Here is a 15706-nt window from a genome sequence, read left to right as displayed (position 1 = left end):
TTTTCTACAACCGGAAACGCGTACATTCCGCTATCGGGTATCTTACACCTTTTCAATACGAACAAATGTACGGTCAAATTGCGTAATTTTCTCGATTCTGGCTGTCCAATCTATTGACAGAGGTCCAAGATTTCTTATCCTCACTTGCTTTATATAAGTATATGCTTATATGATTATATTCAGTGATTGGAGAATGATTTTACGTCTTCTATTTCTACAGCAAGACTTAAAAAGGGAGGAGAGTTGATGAGTGAGACCGCTTGGGAAATCGAAAAAGCAGCGCATATTTTAAAATTGTTAGGCGATAAAACCCGCTTAACCATTGTCGCTATTTTAAAACAGCGGGAATGTTGTGTTTGTGAGCTTCTTGAAGTGTTTAATATGAGCCAGCCATCTGTGAGTCAACATCTTCGTAAGTTGAAGGATGCCGGATTAATCAAAGAGGAGAGAAGGGGACAGTGGATTTACTATTCTCTTCATCCACAAAACAAGGAATATGATTTGATGGAGGCTATTTTACAACATATTCCCGATCAAACCGAGAATATCCGTAGGATCGAAGAAACCAATCCTACGCTTCGTTGCGGCTGTTAATCTACATGAAATGAGGAGAGGAAAGATGAATAATACGAAAAGAAAGCGGCTATCGTTCTTGGATCGATACTTAACGCTTTGGATTTTTCTCGCGATGGCAGCGGGAATGGGGATGGGTTTCTTCTTTCCAGACTTTGTAGAGAAGATGAACCGTTTACAGACGGGAACGACATACATTCCAATTGCTGTTGGTTTAATTTTAATGATGTATCCTCCGTTAGCTAAAGTTCGTTATGAAGAGATGGGACGCGTATTTAAAGATCTAAAAATATTGGTTTTGTCCCTTATCCAAAATTGGATCATTGGACCAATTTTAATGTTTGTATTGGCCATTGTATTTTTGCCGGATAAGCCTGAATATATGGTCGGACTGATCCTGATTGGCCTGGCTCGTTGTATTGCGATGGTGATCGTCTGGAATGATTTAGCAAAGGGGGATCGAGAGTATGCAGCTGGACTCGTAGCATTTAATTCTGTATTTCAAATGCTCTTTTTCTCGATTTACGCGTATGTGTTTGTAACAATCATTCCAGAATGGCTAGGATTAGAAGGTGTTGGCATTCATATCACGATGATGGAAGTCGCGAAGTCCGTGTTCATTTACTTAGGAATCCCGTTTCTCGGCGGAATGATCACGCGCTTTATCTTGGTACAAGCAAGGGGAAAGCAATGGTACGAAAACGTATTCATTCCAAACATCAGTCCGATTACATTCATTTCACTGTTATATACGATTATCGTCATGTTCTCATTAAAAGGAGAGGTTATTGTCAGCTTGCCATTGGATGTCGTGAGAGTGGCCATTCCATTGCTCATTTACTTTGTGTTGATGTTCTTTGTTTCCTTCTTCTTGGGAAGGAAAATTGGCGCGAGCTACCCTATAACGACAACCCTTGCCTTTACAGCCGGAAGCAATAACTTTGAATTAGCCATTGCCGTCGCTGTTGGTGTATTTGGAATCCATTCGGGCGCAGCCTTTGCAGCTGTTATTGGACCGCTTGTGGAAGTGCCGATTATGATCGCGCTGGTCAACGTGGCACTACGGTTTCAACGAAAATACTTCAAAACAGAATCTGTATCATACTAACAACAAAAGGTGGGGTAAAAATTGCAAGATAAAAAGACCATTTACTTCTTATGCACAGGAAACTCTTGCCGTAGCCAAATGGCCGAAGGATGGGCCAAAAAATACCTTGGTGATGAATGGGACGTTTATAGTGCAGGTATCGAAGCTCATGGACTTAATCCGAGCGCAGTAAAAGCCATGAAAGAAGTAGGAATTGATATTTCTAGCCAAACATCCGACGTCATTGATCCTGAAATTTTAAATCAAGCAGATTTAGTCGTAACATTATGCGGCCATGCAGCCGATCACTGTCCGGTAACACCGCCACATGTGAAGCGCGTACATTGGGGATTTGATGATCCTGCGAAGGCGGAAGGAACCGAGGAAGAAAAATGGGCTGTATTTCAGCGTGTTCGTGATGAAATTGGCGCTCGCATCAAAACATTTTCTGAAACAGGAGAATAACACTGAAAAACAGCCGAGAAGATTCTTCTCGGCTGTTTTTATTGAAGTTGATACAGTCAAAAAGCTGCTTTTTTTAAATAAAAAAATGTTGCAATTTACAAATAAAATGATATAAATAATGATAGAGGTGAAAAAAATGGAAAACATTAGAGAGCTGTTTCAGGTGATGACACGTCGTTTCGGATTGCTGAATAAAAATTGCTGTTCCATTGATCCTGTAGATATTTCGCTGGCTCAAAGCCATATTCTTTATGAAATTGATAAGCATCATTCTCCTTCCATGCAGCAAATAGCCGATATATTAGCAATGGATATCACAACATTCAGCAGGCAAATTCAAAATTTAGTGAAAATGGGGCTTGTAAAAAAAGAGCCATCCCCTGAAGATAGACGCGTATACACGCTGTCCTTAACAACCCAAGGAAAGTTTATTGCAACAACCATTGATCGAGAAATCAATCAATATTTAGCCGAGGTATTTTCGCGTATGACTGAATTTGAGAAAGAAACCGTGATTCGTTCGATTAAATTACTGAATGAATGCATGGCGAAATCGAGCGTTTGTTGTAAACCCTTGTTTTAAGGCAAGTCTAATAAGGCTTGCCAATCATTAAAACAAATATTTGTATTTTGCAAATAAAATAAACGCAATGGGGGATTGTCCATGAGCATAGCTGCTCTTCAAGATTTTCTTTATATTATGTTTGAATTGACTCTTTTGTTTTTTAGTATTTCATTCATCATTAACTTTTTAGAAGGCTATATCCCTTATGCCAAAATGACATATTTCTTAACAAAGCATCACCCATTATTAGGAGCAGGGATTGCTATAGCATTTGCTTTTATTACGCCGTTTTGCTCCTGTTCAACGATACCGGTTGTTGTATCACTTCTAAATCAGCAAGTCCGTTTTGGGATTGTAATGGTATTTCTATTTGCTTCGCCTGTGCTAGACCCAACCATATTAACCCTCATGGCGACGATACTTGGAGTAAAAGTAGCGCTTGCTTATACGATAATCACCGCTATCATGTCCATTCTCATTGGTTTTGCACTTGAAAAATTCCGATTCGAACATCAAGTGAAACAGGTCATTGTGAAAGGAGAAATGCGCCTTGGCAAAAAGCGCAACATAAAAGAAGCTCTTCAAGAGACGTTTCAGCTCATGAAAAACGTTTATCCATATTTACTTGTTGGCGCAGGCATTGGGGCCATAATTCATGGAGTGGTGCCGTCCAAATGGATTTCGACCTATATGGGAGGTGATAAATGGTGGCTTGTTCCGCTGGCAGCAATCATCGGAATTCCATTGTATATTCGTCTTTCCACAATGATTCCTATTTCACAAATGTTGCTCGCCAAAGGGATGGCATTGGGACCTATCATGGCGTTGATGATTAGTTCAGCCGGTGCAAGCTTGCCAGAGATTACATTATTGCACAGCATCTTTAACAAGAAGCTTATTGCTGCGTTTATCGGTTCTGTCATAACAATGGCCACATTATCAGGATGGTTATTTTATGTGATATAAGGAGGTATTTTAGATGAACATGTTGAAAGTTCTATTTGGCAAATCCGAAGAAAGCAAAGGTTGTTGCGATATCCAAATTGTTGAAGTGAAAGAAACGGAGAAAAATTTGGACAAAAACAAGCAGATGGATCGGGAATGTTGCTCTCCTGCATCTAGCTGTGAGAGCTGCTAATAGGACAAAAAAGCATTCGAGCAACTCGACTTGAAAATCACCTGAAGAAAATATCAGGAGAGTCGAATGGATAGATTTAGAGTGTGCCATGTCATCCAGAAGGAATAATACAAAACAGATAGAGCCATGGTAGGTAAGATTTACAGGAGCTAATGTAAAAGAGATCCTTCTTTTTTATCTACATCGCTTATTTAAAATATAGAACTATGTGCTAAATAATAAAAAAACAACTAGCCAAACACCAACTATTAGAAATGGGGGAGTTACATAAAAAAAATAGTTCCTGTGATTTGTGGGTTAAGTCTTATAGTGGGAAAATATTCAGCAGCCTACACGTGTTGAAGCCGCTCAAATCAAGGCATTTAACGACGTGAATTCGGCTTATTGGGCTTTTGAGGAAATTCAATATCTGTTGAATCAAGGGATTGCAGAAGTCCTAAAGGGAAACAGCCATTGTCCAAATGAGAATATTACACGGGCAAAAGCCGCTAGAATGCTCGTTAAAGCCTTAAAACTAAATATCAACAATCCCGAAGTATAAGGATGTTCATTTCCCTGATATGGCTAAAGACCATCCGGATTATGATTATATCAAAGCGGCCGTTAACGAAGGAATTTTCAAAGGGGATGATAGCGGCAAATTCGGTCCGGATAAACCATTAACTCGCGCGCAAATGGCCAAAGTGCTTGTAGAGGCCTTTCATGTGAACTACTCACCACTTAGCTAAAGCTTGAAGTGGGAGCTTCTCAGTTCCACGACGAAAGCCGCCTTTCGTCTCCCTGAGCGTGACTTCGGGTCGTTCCAACCCTAGATGTCCGACAATTCGGAGTTCTTTTGTACCTTGGATATTTTACGCATGGAAGGATCCGCTTGGTTTTCGCATTTTATTTTCTCCATGCAACCTCCTATATCCAGTTATGAAAGAACGACATAGGTTTATTTTACCACAGGGTCAGACAATTGAACAGGCAAAAGCCTGTCCTTGTCCGAAGTCGATTCATCTCCCACTTTCATCAAGCTTCGCAAGATTTAGAAGTGGGAGACTTCTCGACTGAAGAATGTTAAAAGGCGACTATCCGGTAGATTTTAAAGACGTAAACGCTAAGTTCTGGGCATATTCCTATATCGATAAATTGGCCGCAAGCGAGGTCACTAACGGATATATGGATTTAACCTTCAAGCCCAACCATTATGTCACGCGAGCCCAAATGGCAGCGTTCATTTATCGCGCTTTAACGGGCAGTCCTTTTAATCCGGAAAAATACAAAGACCTTCTCTCATTTGAAACCTTCCAAGTGAAAAATGGCGCTTTCTATTTTGACAACATGAACCCAAAATTGCCTAGCAGCAAAATCAACCCGTACATCCATCGGCAAATTTACAGCGTGGTACAGTCACTGGTAGATACCCGCTATTACACAAAAGTATCCTACAATTCTAGCAACGCGGCAGAGTAGAGAGTGGCGATTCGATTTGGGAGAAATCCCGCCTTTATAGCAAAATCTTATTATAATTTTTCTTTTCTAATGTGGGACCAATCCTATCAAAAGCCTTATTATCCTAATTATAGTGATAAAATTGTCATCTCCTTGTTCATCAATCGTCTTTGGGATGACTATCACAATCGGATAAAAGGGGAATACACTGAAACATACATTAAAGACAAATTAAAAACCAGTTCGGAGGCCTTATTTGGACAAGGAACAGGGGAAAAGGTATTTGCGTATGTGTACCCTCTTTATCACTCACATCAGGAGTTTTGGATGAATTACAATAGCCTAGAGACTTTCATGAAAAATTTAGGCACTAAAAAAATTGATAACCTTCAGGTAAATGTTGAAGCTTTTCAGTCCGAAATCATTGTTACATTTAGTTATAGATAAGAGGAGAAGAAATGGGTCAAATTCATACAATAAACGAGGAATCGAAAAGCAGAATTGTTATCTAACTTTCCCATCATATATGATCCCTAATTGGTTAATTTTCTTTTATAAACTAAAATCCATGTTTTAAAAAATAAACTTGACAGGAGCAAATAAGCTTCCTGTCTTATTTATTTAGGAATGGCCAAATCGTGCTTAATCCATAATTAAAAGTAGTATGCATAAACGACATGATTTTTATTTATGTTATTTTACAAATCAACGGGAATAATACCACATATGAGAAATCTGTTTCTGTGCATAATAATACATACACGAAACAAAGATTGGTGGAGGGATACAACATATGAACCAGCAGATTGACAATGTAAGCAAACAAACACCCCATTATATAAGGCTAACCGCCCCAGAAATTGCTGCCCTTTGGTCGCAATATCAAAGTGACACAATGGCCATTTGTGTTTACAAATACATGTTGAATATTGTGAAGGATGCATCTATTCGTCCTATTCTAGAGTTTGCCTTTAAATTAGCAGAGAGCCACATAACAAAAGTAAAGGACTATTTAAGTCAAGATGAGTTCCCGATTCCTCACGGATTTAATGAGGCCGATGTCAATCTGAGTGCTCCTAGGCTGTTTTCAGACGAAATTTGTTTAACTTACACGTACTTGATGGCGGTTAACGGGATGGCTTTGTATGCTGGTGCCATCGCCACAGCGATACGTAAAGATGTAAGGGATTACTTTATTCAATGTGAAGATGAATCGATGGAACTCTTTAATCAGTCCATCGATCTACTATTGCAAAAAGGATTTGTATCAAGGCCCCCATACATCTATCCTCGTAAAGAGGTGGAGTTTATTGAAAGTAAACGTTTTATGGGAAGTTTTCTAGGAGGAAAAAGGCCGCTCAGCTGTATAGAGATTAGCCATGTATATTGGGATTTGAAAAAAATTCAGCTAAGCAAAGCCTTTACGATGGCTTTCGCTCAAGTAGCTCAATCCAAAGAAGTCAGCAAACATTTATGGAGAGGGGTAGAAATTTACACGAAACAAGTTGAAGTCATGGAATCCATCTTATCTCAAGAACAGCTCTCTACTCCAAAATCAGAGGAAGCGGAAATTACAAATTCTACCGTTGCCCCTTTTTCTGATCGCTTGATGATGTATCATAAGACCCTTTTTGGTTCTACTACCTTGTCTCTGTATGGAACAGCGATAGGATCTTGCCAGCGCGCGGACTTATCCCTTCATTACGCAAGGTTCATGGCGGAACTTGCGCAGTATATGAAGGATGCGTTTAGTTTGATGATTAAAAACAAATGGGTGGAACAGCCACCAATGGCGGAGGATAGAGAAGCACTTGCCACAGAACAATAATAAAAGAAGAGGAATGTGATGTGATTTCAAAAAAGCAAAAGTCACCAAATTAACCATCGCGTGATTACTTTTCAAGACGTTCACCATTAGCAGTTGATGTTTTTTAGCTTCGTTTATATTTTTAGCCATGCGGAGGTTCCCTTCAAATAGGCAGAAGGGAACTATAATTGTATTTAAAGGGAGATGCTAAAGAAGCAAAAAGTTTGATAAACAAATTAGAACATGAATGAAGTTATATGAATGGTCAAAGTGTATATCATGTCGAAAAAGATATCTTAACAAAAATTAAGATTAAAATAATGACATAATGCTTACAAATTTAACGAAAATGAAAATAAGGAGGGATTTTTAATATAGAGGATTGCTGCAAGTTAAGGAAATTTACAAGCAAGGAATTGCGGCAGGACAAGCAACGTTGAAACGACAGTACCGTCATTAGAAAAATGGGAATCGACTATTGCCGCAAATTTATGTGTAGTCGCTGAAGATGAAGAAGGCATTAAAGGCTGGTGTAAAAGTAAGGTATCAGATCGCTGAGAGGTGAGTGCGTATGTTCGAGATGTGAGCCGGGGAAAGGGAGTTGGAAAACAACTTCTTAAGACGAAATAATAATTCTTGTTCCTTTTTACCTTCCTTGCCACTTACCGTCTTGACAAGAAATAACAGACAGAATATTATAAAAATGACTTCGTTGTTGGTGTTTCAATCTGAGGGCAATGCTTGTTTTCATTGATTGGAGATGGAAACACAACCCCGTCGTATCTTTATTGATATGACGGGGTTTTTATATATTAGGAGGTGAGGTCATCCTTAGCAACTCTACCATTTTAAAAGCTATTATTAAGTATAAGGAGGATCATTGCATGAAAAGATGGCTTTCGGTGGTTTTGAGCATGTCACTTGTATTCAGCGCATTTTTTTTGGTTTCTGATACACAGAAAGTTACCGTTGAAGCAGCTGGAAATCTTAATAAGGTAAACTTTACATCGGATATTGTTTATCAAATTGTGGTAGACCGCTTTGTGGATGGAAATACATCTAATAATCCAAGTGGATCCTTATTTAGCTCAGGATGTACGAATTTACGCAAGTATTGCGGTGGTGATTGGCAAGGTATTATTAACAAAATTAACGATGGATATTTAACAGAAATGGGTGTAACAGCGATATGGATATCCCAACCAGTGGAAAATGTATTTGCTGTTATGAACGATGCCGATGGCTCTACATCATACCACGGTTATTGGGCACGTGACTTTAAAAAGACGAACCCCTTCTTCGGTACCCTAAGTGATTTCCAACGCTTAGTCGATGCCGCACATGCTAAAGGAATAAAAGTAATCATTGACTTTGCACCGAATCATACTTCTCCTGCTTCAGAAACTAATCCTTCTTATATGGAAAATGGTCGTCTTTATGATAACGGTACGTTAATTGGTGGTTACACAAATGATACCAATAGTTATTTCCATCACAATGGCGGAACGACGTTTTCAAACTTAGAGGATGGTATTTATCGGAATTTGTTTGATTTGGCAGACTTTAATCATCAAAATCAATTTATTGATAAATATTTAAAAGATGCGATAAAATTGTGGCTCGATATGGGGATTGACGGTATCCGCATGGATGCGGTTAAGCACATGCCATTCGGCTGGCAAAAATCGTTCATGGATGAGGTTTATGACTATCGTCCTGTCTTTACATTTGGGGAATGGTTTTTGTCAGAAAATGAAGTTGATTCCAATAATCACTTCTTCGCGAATGAAAGTGGAATGAGTTTACTTGATTTTCGTTTCGGACAAAAGCTTCGCCAAGTATTGCGCAATAACAGCGATGATTGGTATGGATTTAACCAAATGATTCAAGATACAGCATCGGCATACGATGAGGTTATCGATCAAGTAACATTTATAGACAATCATGATATGGATCGGTTTATGGTTGACGAGGGAGATCCACGCAAGGTTGATATAGCACTCGCCGTTTTATTGACATCCCGTGGTGTGCCGAATATTTATTATGGTACGGAACAATATATGACTGGAAACGGTGATCCTAATAACCGTAAAATGATGACTTCATTTAATAAAAATACCCGTGCTTATCAAGTAATTCAGAAACTATCTTCCCTTCGACGAAGCAATCCGGCGCTCTCTTATGGTGATACAGAACAGAGATGGATTAATAGTAGTGATGTATACATTTATGAGAGACAGTTTGGAAAAGATGTTGTATTAGTCGCTGTTAATCGCAGTTTAAGCAAAAGCTATTCGATTACTGGCCTATTTACAGCATTACCATCAGGAACCTATACGGATCAGCTTGGCGCTCTTTTAGACGGAAATACAATTCAAGTCGGTTCAAATGGAGCAGTTAACGCATTTGACTTAGGACCAGGGGAAGTTGGTGTATGGACATATAGCGCAGCAGAAAGTGCGCCAATTATTGGTCATATTGGACCGATGATGGGGCAGGTCGGTCACAAATTAACCATTGACGGTGAAGGATTCGGAACAAATGTTGGTACCGTGAAATTCGGAAACACAGTCGCATCCGTAGTGTCTTGGTCTAACAATCAAATCACTGTAACTGTACCGAATATACCTGCAGGAAAATATAACATTACCGTCCAAACATCCGGAGGGCAAGTGAGCGCTGCCTATGATAATTTTGAAGTATTAACGAATGACCAAGTATCTGTTCGTTTTGTTGTAAACAACGCCAACACAAACTGGGGAGAAAACGTTTATCTTGTCGGTAATGTGCATGAACTTGGCAATTGGAATACAAGCAAAGCAATTGGTCCATTATTTAACCAAGTTATTTACTCCTATCCTACATGGTATGTTGATGTCAGCGTACCAGAAGGAAAGACAATTGAGTTTAAGTTTATTAAAAAAGACGGAAGTGGCAATGTTATTTGGGAAAGCGGTTCCAATCACGTTTACACTACACCTACGAGTACAACAGGAACAGTAAATGTAAACTGGCAGTATTAATTAAGAAAGATATACAATCCTTTGTCCGAAGAATAACTGAAGCTTCCTTGTATCCTCACAAACATATAAGCAGTAAGGATATCAAAATCCCCTTTAGGCTAACTAAAGGGGAGGTCTTTTATCTTTGCTTCTCTTTTTCATTGGGATAAAACTCATGAAACATCTTCATCAGTAACTCATCGAGAAAGAAAGGGAAGTTAAGTAGCGAATAACTACTTTTATATTTTCAGATTTTAGTTTACATAATATAAATTATAGGAAGTTATACGAGAATTATCTCAAATATGAAGTAAACTCATTAAATTGAGACAAAAAAGAAAAATGAAACGTGCAGCGGCTTTCCATGATGATTTCTACACGGATCCACTGCTCGTCAATGTCTTTTACGCTGTTGATGTATGGATGTGTTTGAAGCATTGCGATTCAATCCTTCCAAGAGAATTAAGCAATATCGATACTGTGGTAGCGCACACCTTTATATTGAACACGAACGGAAGCCTGTTTTTCTTTTTCGTATGCTGCTAAAAGTTTTTTTGCTTTTAAAAACGCTTCCATCATGCCAGCTGCATGAATTGTTTCTTCCCACATCGATCCCTTCGGATGATCTGTATAAAAAACAAATACATACTGTTTCAATAATCTCACCTCCTATCTACTATTATAGAGAAAATCTGTGTCCATTAAAACTAATAAACTGTTACAGTTGTGTTAACTTTTTATCAACCATTTTTACATTAAAGCATTTTTCCTAATGGAGACTGCTCGTTAATGAGCGGTTGAATTTCATACACAGAAATCGGAAAGTAAGGGATTCCATATGCATAGGCGGTCAATTCATACAATTGATAAAAAAGCACAAGAGCCTTATCTGAGATATAAAAGTCTTGATTTGAAGATATCTCCTTAAAAGGCGGATTTAAAAGAAAAATATCCCGCTCTTTAATTTGTTTTGCTACGATACTTGATAATGCCTTAACATAATCGGCTTGAGGTAAAAATAACTCATGAAGGGAATATTTCTTGCCTGTTTTCGTATCAAAGGTCAGACCTTTTACGACGGTCATTCCATGAGCTCCTCCTGAATAAGCATAGTTGCTCAGAGTTAAGCTTAACACGCCTCTTTCGTTCGTTTTCAACTCATAGCTTCCTGTGATCTCCGTTAGCGGATTTTGATAAAATCCTTGCTGAACCATTAATTTTTTCATTAACGACGTAATTTCATAATTGATTTTGTGCTCTGCCTCTTTATTTGGCAATCCGTATACAATCGGATAATATAACTCCATTCGCTTTTGTTTTACATGTGCAGTCCGAATTTGGACAGGTATATCTACAACCATATGTGGTTTCCTCCCTTTCCATTATTTATTATTTAATATTAAGAAAAAAACGATCTCTTCCGCTCCAAGCTTTTCGTGTTGTGCTACTTCCCTGTTTTCCACCATATTCAATCGCAATAAAAAACGTGTAGCGAAAGCGCCACACGTTAAAAAAGTTGCTGAGATCTTTTCACTCTCAGTTGTGTTGGTTTTTATATTGTTCCACAGCTTCTGTATAGCGGGCCATTACTTCATCCTTTGACCACGATAATTGCTGGCATAAATAATCGATCACCAACGCATCATCCGCTATGCCTGCAGCAAAGCTTCGTTTCATCCATCGTTCCGCTTCTTCAAACGTAGAAAAAGAAACCGCAGGCACTAAAGCAGCTCCCCATACCTTCCATTTTTTCTGCTCATCGCAAAAAGCAGCCAAAAGCCACTGATCTTGATGATTTTTAAAGAAGATTCCCGCAACATGCTCCTTCTGATTGAAACGGTTTTGTTCAGCATCAAGATAAACCGGAGGAAGCTGAAAAGCAGGTGCGGCAAAGCGCAGAAACGCATCCGCATCGGCTGAACAGCCTGAAGCTTTTGGATGGCCGCCTCCGCCAAATCTTTGGGCAAATTCTGCGACGTTCACCTCATCATGGGTAGTGCGAAAGCCGATATGCTTTGTTCCCGGATTGACCATCGCAATCATATCTAGATGAGGAAGTCGTTTAGATAAAGCATTTCCTAATTCTGATATATACTGTTCTGCAAAAACAATCCCGACACAACGACCTTCAATCCATGTTTGAACGATTTGCTTTTGTTTAAGGCGAATATAGCGTTGGATTTTCTTTTCTTCGATTTGCAGCACAAACGCTTCTAAATCAGTAAACGCAAACGATGACTCCTTTTGTAGTCGTTCGAGCATTTGCCTAACAAACTCATCAATGCCAAGCATAGATAATAAATCATTTAAATGCTTCGCCTGTACATTGTTATTTTCATCCCATTCCCACGTGTCATATTGACGGACAAGTTCAACGAATTCATCCAATATTTCTTTTCTTTCTAATCTTTGTTCCCGAATGAGATATTCATAAAACAAAGAAGTAGCACATGTCTTCTTTCCGCATTCATCTACAGGTACCACCCATCCCCATGGATGTCGATTAAAATGAAGAGCCGTGATGTGATGATCAATCATTTGTACATGCTTGCCGGTTTTAAATCGGTGGTCCAGCATTTCTTCTATCTCATGATTGACAGCTAAATCGGTGATCCATACAAATGCGGAATCATGTTGACGATTCTCAAGAAAACTCCTTACCCGTTCGTTCAAATTTCGATACGAACAGTAGGAAACATCAACCTCGCTTCCAAAGGCAAGAGTAGCTAATAAACCGCAACCTACCCCATCTAAATCGCTGTCAGTAAATAATTTCATCATCAGCGAAACATCCCCCTTATCTTCTTTATTTATACCAAGCTTTTATGCAGTAATTTTTTCAATAGAGGGAACAGAATGTCTGGCAGCTGTTCAACATTCGAGACGATGATGCAATGTTTTCCGTAAATATTCTGGATCGTTCGCTGCTGTTCTTCCGTAATTTCTCCATTTGCTAAAAATACATTCAGCACTTCAATTCCTCTTTTTCGTGCCTCAAGCACTGCTTCATGAGTGTCGATAATGCCGTTTTGTTCATAGTGATATGCCGCCGGCTCTCCATCTGAAAACACTAATAAACATTTTTGTTTCTCCGTACGCCGCAGCAGCTGCTCTGTCATAAGCCGGATGGCAAAACCGTCGCGATTATCCTCTTGAGGCTCAAGCTGAAGAATTTCTGGTCCTGTCTGTTTCTTTAACGATTCGGAAAAGGAGATCACCGTTTGGAAATAATTCGGTTGCTTCGTTTCCATCGCTTCGTTGGAATCTTCCCAAAAGCCGACAACTTCGTGGAACACCCGCACGGATTTTAGTGATTCATGAAATAAAATAATTCCCCGCTTCGTTTCCTCCATCTTATCGTACATGGAGGCGGAACAGTCGACTAAAAGGGTAAAGACCGCGTCCAGTTCCGGAGAAGGGGTTCGCTTTTTATAAAAAAGGCGCGGCTGCTCATCTGTCCAAAGCCGGAGAAGCTTTTTATGCAAGCGGCCAAAGTGCAGATCGGTTCGTGGCAATGCTTGCTTATGCTCTAATGTTTTTTCTATCATTTTTTTCAACTTTTTTTGATAAGCGATAATCTCAAGCTTCTTTTTCTCATATTCTGCCTGTTCTTGGACAGAAGGAGAATGCGGAGTGAGAAAGATCGCTTCCGCATGCCGGTTTTCTTTGCCATAAGCTTCACCGCCGCCGGATTGTCGGACATCCTGCTTCCTCTCAAGGCTGATTGGTCTTGTGTACTCATTCCGGCTGCTTTTTTGTGCAGAGCCTTGAACCATTCCTAACGCCTGGTCACCATCTTCTCCCGGCCGTCCGCCTTTTCCTAACAAATGGGTCCGAGATCCTTGTTCCAATTCAAACTGCAAAAAGCTTTTTGTCATATCGCTCGTTTCGCGGTGCCACGTCGGCAACTCTTGATCGTGAATGTCTTCATCCCCGCTTTTTTGCTTATCAAGCACATCGCAGTTGTTTAAACAGCTGCTTCGTTTAAGATCTGCCAATGTCATATGTGCTTCTTCTTGATTATACGCATGCTGCGGCAAATAAAAATACGTGTTTAACATATCATGTTCCAACACATCCTCTAGTGCTTCCGTAAGCAACAAAACGATACGAGCGATGTCTTTCGTGGAAGAAGCATCAAACAAATGGCCGATCGTCTGCCGAATCCATGGGATCATTGGATCGATGCGTTCATGGATGAACGGTACATCCTCAAGCGGGGATGCAGATGTCAAAAGCAAGTACAGCACTGCAAAAAGAGCATCCGTATAGACGCTCTTTGTCAGGTTGGCTTGCGCTTGGCTTTGAAAGTAGCGGCGATACACATCTCGGCGAGTATTAAACCACTTTTTCGTGCCGGGTCGCTCTTTTTTGCAAAGCTCCTCTAGCCGCAAGTCTTCAGCCAGCATCAATAGTTGCTTCGCAAAGCTGGGCATCGATAATCGATTGGCTTTTTGGATAAAGGCTGTCACTGCGTCGATATCGGTATAATAAAGGGTTCCGATGGCGCGAAGGCATACATCCGTTTTTAAGCCATGCAGCTTTTCTGTTTCCGGCCGATTATCCCAAAAATAGCTCACATACAGCTTTCGAGCTGGGAAGTCAACATATGATTGAAAGCCGAACTCAACTTCCCACTCACTTTGTTTTGTCAGCGTCTTCGCTAAATCAGATAGCTGCATGAATAAAAAGGAATCGATTTTTTTATCGTTAAACTGAATGAACCGTTTCATTTTCACACCCTCACTCAAAGAGAGTTTCTGCAATATTTCTTACAGCCGCCTTTTCACGCTCGTCCTCAAGTTTATCGATAATGGCGCGTTCAATGGCTCTGAGCGGCGGCAAATAGACCGCTAAATCACACGCATCGATTAAAGCGCGGATCGAAGCGGCTTCTTCGGAAATTTGTCCATTTCTTACTTGAGCGATTAAATCAGACGATAGAGTAACAAAACGATGGATTAAAGCTTCGTCTTTCAAAAGGCTCTGTGTCTGTAACACATTTTTCAATGCACTACCTTGAACATATGGAACATCGATGACAACAAAACGGTTTTTCAACGCTTCATTGAGCGGAACCGTTCCCACATATCCCTCATTGATCGCCGCAATGACGCCAAATGTTTTTTCTGCCTTTACTACCTCTCCAGTAAACGGGTTCGTAATCATTTTTCGGTAATCAAGCACACCGTTTAAAATAGGAAGCGTTTCTGGTTTAGCCATATTAATTTCATCAATATACAATAAATGCCCCTTTTTCATCGCTTGGATCACTGGACCAGGGATAAACTCGATCGCTGTTTTTCCATCATGTTCATTAATTGTCTTAAAGCCAAGAAGCGCTTCTGCATCCAAGTCCACCGAACAATTCACACTATGCATCGGCTGGCCGAATAAGTGGGACAGCGTCTCGGCAAGTTTTGTTTTCCCAGCCCCTGTGGGACCTTTTAGCAGCACGTTTTTCCCGAGTGCCAAAGCAATGATCGCATCGTACACAATCGTTTCATTTTCGGCTGTATAGCCGCCTTTTCCAATGAGATACGCATCTTTCTCACGAGCAAACTGCTCGTTTCGCTCTCGAATCATTTGCTCAATCATTGGAGGCAATGATAGAACGTTCATGGTGTCCGTC

The 15706-nt window shown here is 39.9% G+C and carries 18 protein-coding genes; 13 read left to right on the top strand and 5 right to left on the bottom strand.

What is annotated here, in order from left to right; genetic code table 11:
- From AT864_RS18735 to AT864_RS12500, 13 genes are all read left to right on the top strand, one after another.
- Positions 1–86 (top strand): IS3 family transposase (locus tag AT864_RS18735; RefSeq protein WP_369815555.1); only part of this gene is annotated, 86 nt, incomplete at its 5' end.
- A gap of 160 nt (positions 87–246) precedes the next feature.
- Complete coding sequence (locus tag AT864_RS12540) at positions 247–594, top strand: metalloregulator ArsR/SmtB family transcription factor (RefSeq protein ID WP_066149330.1); 348 nt, start codon at positions 247–249, stop codon at positions 592–594.
- A gap of 25 nt (positions 595–619) precedes the next feature.
- Positions 620–1681 carry an ACR3 family arsenite efflux transporter gene (gene arsB, locus AT864_RS12535; protein ID WP_066149327.1) on the top strand — a complete coding sequence of 354 codons (1062 nt, stop codon included), beginning with the start codon at positions 620–622 and terminating at the stop codon, positions 1679–1681.
- A 21-nt stretch (positions 1682–1702) separates the two neighbouring features.
- Entirely contained in the window at positions 1703–2125 is a 423-nt protein-coding gene (gene arsC, locus AT864_RS12530) for an arsenate reductase (thioredoxin) (RefSeq protein WP_066149325.1), read from the top strand.
- A gap of 136 nt (positions 2126–2261) precedes the next feature.
- Positions 2262–2708 (top strand): MarR family winged helix-turn-helix transcriptional regulator, encoded by a 447-nt coding sequence (locus tag AT864_RS12525; protein ID WP_066149323.1) that lies wholly within the window; start codon positions 2262–2264, stop codon positions 2706–2708.
- A gap of 81 nt (positions 2709–2789) precedes the next feature.
- Positions 2790–3656, top strand: coding sequence for a permease (locus AT864_RS12520; RefSeq protein ID WP_066149321.1), 867 nt, complete (start codon positions 2790–2792; stop codon positions 3654–3656).
- Positions 3657–3669: 13 nt separating this feature from the next.
- On the top strand, positions 3670–3828 hold the full coding sequence (locus AT864_RS17955; protein WP_156450535.1) for a hypothetical protein: 159 nt from the start codon (positions 3670–3672) through the stop codon (positions 3826–3828).
- A gap of 370 nt (positions 3829–4198) precedes the next feature.
- A complete protein-coding gene (locus AT864_RS18730; protein ID WP_159719791.1) occupies positions 4199–4369 on the top strand; it encodes a hypothetical protein in 171 nt (56 codons plus the stop codon).
- Positions 4370–4388: 19 nt separating this feature from the next.
- Complete coding sequence (locus AT864_RS17660; RefSeq protein WP_082741694.1) at positions 4389–4556, top strand: S-layer homology domain-containing protein; 168 nt, start codon at positions 4389–4391, stop codon at positions 4554–4556.
- A 331-nt stretch (positions 4557–4887) separates the two neighbouring features.
- Complete coding sequence (locus AT864_RS12515) at positions 4888–5286, top strand: S-layer homology domain-containing protein (RefSeq protein ID WP_066149319.1); 399 nt, start codon at positions 4888–4890, stop codon at positions 5284–5286.
- Positions 5287–5289: 3 nt separating this feature from the next.
- Positions 5290–5712 (top strand): hypothetical protein, encoded by a 423-nt coding sequence (locus AT864_RS18375; RefSeq protein ID WP_066149317.1) that lies wholly within the window; start codon positions 5290–5292, stop codon positions 5710–5712.
- 346 nt (positions 5713–6058) lie between these two features.
- Complete coding sequence (locus AT864_RS12505; protein ID WP_066149315.1) at positions 6059–7093, top strand: DUF3231 family protein; 1035 nt, start codon at positions 6059–6061, stop codon at positions 7091–7093.
- Positions 7094–7956: 863 nt separating this feature from the next.
- Complete coding sequence (locus AT864_RS12500; RefSeq protein WP_066149313.1) at positions 7957–10095, top strand: alpha-amylase family glycosyl hydrolase; 2139 nt, start codon at positions 7957–7959, stop codon at positions 10093–10095.
- Between the two features lie 441 nt (positions 10096–10536).
- Here AT864_RS12500 and AT864_RS12495 read toward each other — a convergent pair whose 3' ends face one another.
- The 5 genes from AT864_RS12495 to AT864_RS12475 form a co-directional block, all read right to left on the bottom strand.
- On the bottom strand, positions 10537–10740 hold the full coding sequence (locus AT864_RS12495; RefSeq protein ID WP_369815554.1) for a hypothetical protein: 204 nt from the start codon (positions 10738–10740) through the stop codon (positions 10537–10539).
- Positions 10741–10829: 89 nt separating this feature from the next.
- Positions 10830–11435 carry a DUF3298 and DUF4163 domain-containing protein gene (locus AT864_RS12490; protein WP_066149309.1) on the bottom strand — a complete coding sequence of 202 codons (606 nt, stop codon included), beginning with the start codon at positions 11433–11435 and terminating at the stop codon, positions 10830–10832.
- A 175-nt stretch (positions 11436–11610) separates the two neighbouring features.
- The gene (locus AT864_RS12485) at positions 11611–12855 is read right to left on the bottom strand and encodes a DHH family phosphoesterase (protein ID WP_066149307.1); all 1245 of its coding nucleotides are present in this window, start codon (positions 12853–12855) and stop codon (positions 11611–11613) included.
- A 29-nt stretch (positions 12856–12884) separates the two neighbouring features.
- Positions 12885–14807: a nitric oxide reductase activation protein NorD gene (locus AT864_RS12480; RefSeq protein WP_066149305.1), complete on the bottom strand. Its 1923-nt coding sequence runs from the start codon at positions 14805–14807 to the stop codon at positions 12885–12887.
- Between the two features lie 10 nt (positions 14808–14817).
- A complete protein-coding gene (locus tag AT864_RS12475) occupies positions 14818–15696 on the bottom strand; it encodes an AAA family ATPase (RefSeq protein WP_082741693.1) in 879 nt (292 codons plus the stop codon).
- Positions 15697–15706: the final 10 nt, after the last annotated feature.

It is taken from the genome of Anoxybacillus sp. P3H1B, assembly GCF_001560855.1.
In the GTDB taxonomy this organism is placed as follows: domain Bacteria; phylum Bacillota; class Bacilli; order Bacillales; family Anoxybacillaceae; genus Anoxybacteroides; species Anoxybacteroides rupiense.
The sequence above is the reverse complement of the archived record's forward strand: the minus strand, read 5'-3'. Positions and strand labels throughout refer to the sequence as shown.

Bases quoted from the DNA above. Each gene is read 5' to 3' on its own strand.
- AT864_RS12505 (WP_066149315.1), top strand. From the start codon at position 6,059: ATGAACCAGCAGATTGACAATGTAAGCAAACAAACACCCCATTATATA.
- AT864_RS12515 (WP_066149319.1), top strand. From the start codon at position 4,888: ATGTTAAAAGGCGACTATCCGGTAGATTTTAAAGACGTAAACGCTAAG.
- AT864_RS12520 (WP_066149321.1), top strand. From the start codon at position 2,790: ATGAGCATAGCTGCTCTTCAAGATTTTCTTTATATTATGTTTGAATTG.
- AT864_RS12490 (WP_066149309.1), bottom strand. From the start codon at position 11,435: ATGGTTGTAGATATACCTGTCCAAATTCGGACTGCACATGTAAAACAA.
- AT864_RS12540 (WP_066149330.1), top strand. From the start codon at position 247: ATGAGTGAGACCGCTTGGGAAATCGAAAAAGCAGCGCATATTTTAAAA.
- AT864_RS12525 (WP_066149323.1), top strand. From the start codon at position 2,262: ATGGAAAACATTAGAGAGCTGTTTCAGGTGATGACACGTCGTTTCGGA.
- AT864_RS12500 (WP_066149313.1), top strand. From the start codon at position 7,957: ATGAAAAGATGGCTTTCGGTGGTTTTGAGCATGTCACTTGTATTCAGC.
- arsB (WP_066149327.1), top strand. From the start codon at position 620: ATGAATAATACGAAAAGAAAGCGGCTATCGTTCTTGGATCGATACTTA.
- AT864_RS17955 (WP_156450535.1), top strand. From the start codon at position 3,670: ATGAACATGTTGAAAGTTCTATTTGGCAAATCCGAAGAAAGCAAAGGT.
- AT864_RS12475 (WP_082741693.1), bottom strand. From the start codon at position 15,696: ATGAACGTTCTATCATTGCCTCCAATGATTGAGCAAATGATTCGAGAG.
- AT864_RS12485 (WP_066149307.1), bottom strand. From the start codon at position 12,855: ATGATGAAATTATTTACTGACAGCGATTTAGATGGGGTAGGTTGCGGT.
- AT864_RS17660 (WP_082741694.1), top strand. From the start codon at position 4,389: ATGGCTAAAGACCATCCGGATTATGATTATATCAAAGCGGCCGTTAAC.
- AT864_RS12480 (WP_066149305.1), bottom strand. From the start codon at position 14,807: ATGAAACGGTTCATTCAGTTTAACGATAAAAAAATCGATTCCTTTTTA.